The sequence below is a fragment of the Streptomyces phaeochromogenes genome, assembly GCF_001418655.1.
In the GTDB taxonomy this organism is placed as follows: domain Bacteria; phylum Actinomycetota; class Actinomycetes; order Streptomycetales; family Streptomycetaceae; genus Streptomyces; species Streptomyces phaeochromogenes.
The window spans coordinates 1-3,113 of sequence record NZ_LIQZ01000490.1 but is presented as its reverse complement, the minus strand read 5'-3'; the positions used below and the strand labels follow the sequence as shown (position 1 = coordinate 3,113).

Here is a 3,113-nt window from a genome sequence, read left to right as displayed (position 1 = left end):
GAGCCGGACCCGGAGCCGGAACCGCAAGGGAGCCGTGGCCGTCGCGGGTGTGGTCGTCGCCGGTGTCGTAGCGGCGCTGGTGATCCCGGCGCTCGGCGGATCCCCCGACGACAAGGACAAGGCCTCTCCTCCCTCCTCTTCCTCGTCCGCCTCTGCCTCCGCCACCACAGGCGGCAATCCGACCACCCCGCCGCCCACGGTCGCGGGCACCGCACGGCCGCCCACCCTCCCCGAGGGCTCCCGTACGGAGGCGGGCATGTACGCGTGGGTCCCGCCCGAGGGCTGGGAACGGGTGGTGCAGAGCGGCGCCGAGGTCCACTACAGCTCCCCGGACCGCAAACAGGAGATCCTCGCCAACGCGGCTCCGGCCAGGGGCGACCTGATGGAGCAGTGGACGAACACGGAGAAGGACACCAGCAAGGGACTCGACTACCAGCGGATCCGGCTGGAGGAGACCACGTTCCACGACGCGCCCGCGGTCGTCTGGGAGTACACGGTCACGGCCAAGGGACTGCCCTGGCACGCCCGGCTGCTCGGCTTCAACGCGGACGGCAAGTACTACGAGATCACCACCTGGTACCGCCCGGACGTCGAGGACCGCGCACTCCCGGTCTACGAGGAGGTCAAGGACAGCTTCACGCCCCTGTGACCCACGCCCCTGTGACCCACGCCCCTGTGACCCACGAGCCGGAGACCGACGACCCCACGACACACGACGACGCCCCCGCGGAGAGTCCCGCGGAGGCGTCGTACAGAGAAAGAGAAACAGGTGAGGCCGTCTAGACCGTGGAGTCCTGCTCCTCCTGGAGCTCGGCCCGGGCCTTCCCGCGCCGCACCTTCTCCAGTACCAGCGCGATGCCGACGACGACGGCCGCGACGAGAAGCGACAGCAGTACGGTCTGGCGGCCGTCGTGCTCGGTGTCGGTGAGCATGTAGCCGAGGACGAAGACGATCAGCGCGATCGTCGCGTACGTCAGATACGGGTACAGCCACATCCGTACGACCAGCTTCTCCGGCGTCTCGCGCTCGATGATCTTCCGCATCCGCAGCTGCGAGAGGCAGATGACGAGCCAGACGAACAGGGCGACCGCACCGGAGGAGTTGACGAGGAAGAGGAAGACCGAGTCGGGGAACTCGTAGTTGAAGAACACCGCGACGAAGCCGAAGACGACCGAGGCGATGATCGCCGGCATCGGCACACCACGGCCGGTGGTGCGGGCGAAGGCCTTCGGGGCGTCACCGCGCTGGCCGAGCGAGAAGGCCATGCGGGAGGCCGTGTAGAGGCCGGAGTTGAGACAGGACAGTACGGACGTCAGCACGATGAACTTCATGATCTCGCCGGCGTTCGGGATGCCGAGCGAGTTCAGGGCGGCGACGTACGAGCCGTCCTTCTGGATGGCGTCCGAGTCCCAGGGCAGCAGCGTGACCACGACGAAGATCGAGCCGAGGTAGAAGACGCCGATCCGCCAGATGATGCTGTTGGTGGACTTGGTGACCGCGCGCTGCGGGTTCTCCGACTCGCCCGCCGCGAGGGTGGCGATCTCACTGCCCATGAAGGAGAAGACGACGAGCAGGATGCCGGTGAGGATCGCGCCCGGCCCGTTCGGCAGGAACCCGCCGTGGTCGGTGAGGTTCCCGAGCCCTGCCGTGTCGCTGTCGACACCCGGCAGTACGCCGAAGACCGCGAGCCCGCCGATGACGATGAAGGCGCCGATCGCGACGACCTTGATCCCGGCGAACCAGAACTCGAACTCTCCGTACGAGCCCACGGAGACCAGGTTCGTCGCGGTCAGGACGACCATGACGATGAGCGCCCAGCCCCACTGCGGTACGGCGGGGATCCAGCTCTCCAGGATGACGGCACCCGCGGTCGCCTCGATGGCGAGCACGACGACCCAGAAGAACCAGTACAGCCAGCCGATCGAGAACCCGGCCCACCGGCCGAGCGCCCGGTCCGCGTGCGCGGAGAACGAGCCCGAGGTCGGGTTCGCGGCGGACATCTCGCCGAGCATCCGCATCACGAGGACGACCATCGTGCCGACGAGGGCGTACGACAGGAGGATGCCGGGGCCCGCGGTGGCGATACCGGAGCTGGAGCCCACGAACAGGCCGGCACCGATGACTCCGCCGATGGCGATCATCGAGAGGTGACGGTTCTTGAGCCCGGCCTGGAGGCCGGCGTCGGGCCCTCCGGGTTCGCCGGGCCCGTCGGGGCCGTTTCCGGCCTTCGTCATAGTCGGCTGCGAGGTCATAGGACGGTGTTCCTTTGCGCCGGGGACTGTGGGGGAGGGGATTTGAGTGGGGACCACGTGAGGGGACACGCGGGGGGACTGCGAGCCACCGCGGATGTTGCGGATACCGCGGATTTCCTACGGGGAGCCCGTACGAGCGGTGTACGGGCGATGCACACGAGGTGCACGAGCCGGTCCAGTGAATCCCAGGCGAATGGATTCGTGAACCTTTGAATCCAGATCGTTACTTGAGGTTTCCTTGAGGTTCTGTAGTGTTGCTCACACTTTTCCGTCATGCGACTCAGCGCATTTCGTGCGCCTGCCCCGACGGGGCCGATCGGAAACAGGCGTGTCACACTCGGACCATGCGCGTGTATCTCGGCTCCGACCATGCCGGTTTCGAACTCAAGAACCACCTCGTCGAGTGGCTCAGGGCGGCCGGGCACGAGCCCGTCGACTGCGGGCCCCTCATCTATGACGCCCAGGACGACTACCCGCCGTTCTGCCTCCGCGCCGCGGAGCGCACGGCGGCCGACCCGGGCTCGCTGGGCATCGTGATCGGCGGCTCGGGGAACGGGGAGCAGATCGCGGCGAACAAGGTCGAGGGGGTGCGGGCCGCGCTCGCCTGGAGCGAGCAGACCGCGGCGCTCGGGCGGGAGCACAACGACGCCAACGTGGTGGCTGTCGGTGCCCGTATGCACACCGAGGAGGAGGCGACCAAGTTCGTCGAGATCTTCCTCGGCACGCCGTTCTCCGGTGACGAGCGCCACATCCGTCGCATCGACATGCTGTCGACGTACGAGACGACCGGCACGCTCCCGGAGATCCCGGCCCACCACCCGCAGGGCTAGGGGTTTTTCCTCGCCCCCGCCGCCCCTACCC

Annotated in this window: 2 protein-coding genes and 1 pseudogene; 2 read left to right on the top strand and 1 reads right to left on the bottom strand. The window is 67.9% G+C overall.

Annotated features, from left to right (window positions below; all coding sequences use genetic code 11):
• Nucleotides 1-649, top strand: a pseudogene (locus tag AOK17_RS43695) (serine/threonine protein kinase); the annotation flags it as partial.
• 130 nt (nt 650-779) lie between these two features.
• Here the strand turns inward: AOK17_RS43695 and AOK17_RS43690 are convergent.
• Nucleotides 780-2,252 carry an amino acid permease gene (locus AOK17_RS43690; RefSeq protein WP_055618210.1) on the bottom strand — a complete coding sequence of 491 codons (1,473 nt, stop codon included), beginning with the start codon at nt 2,250-2,252 and terminating at the stop codon, nt 780-782.
• A gap of 344 nt (nt 2,253-2,596) precedes the next feature.
• On the opposite strand from AOK17_RS43690, the gene AOK17_RS43685 reads away from it, so the two are divergent.
• Nucleotides 2,597-3,082: a ribose-5-phosphate isomerase gene (locus AOK17_RS43685; RefSeq protein WP_055618209.1), complete on the top strand. Its 486-nt coding sequence runs from the start codon at nt 2,597-2,599 to the stop codon at nt 3,080-3,082.
• Nucleotides 3,083-3,113: the final 31 nt, after the last annotated feature.

Bases quoted from the DNA above. Each gene is read 5' to 3' on its own strand.
- AOK17_RS43690 (WP_055618210.1), bottom strand. From the start codon at position 2,252: ATGACCTCGCAGCCGACTATGACGAAGGCCGGAAACGGCCCCGACGGG.
- AOK17_RS43685 (WP_055618209.1), top strand. From the start codon at position 2,597: ATGCGCGTGTATCTCGGCTCCGACCATGCCGGTTTCGAACTCAAGAAC.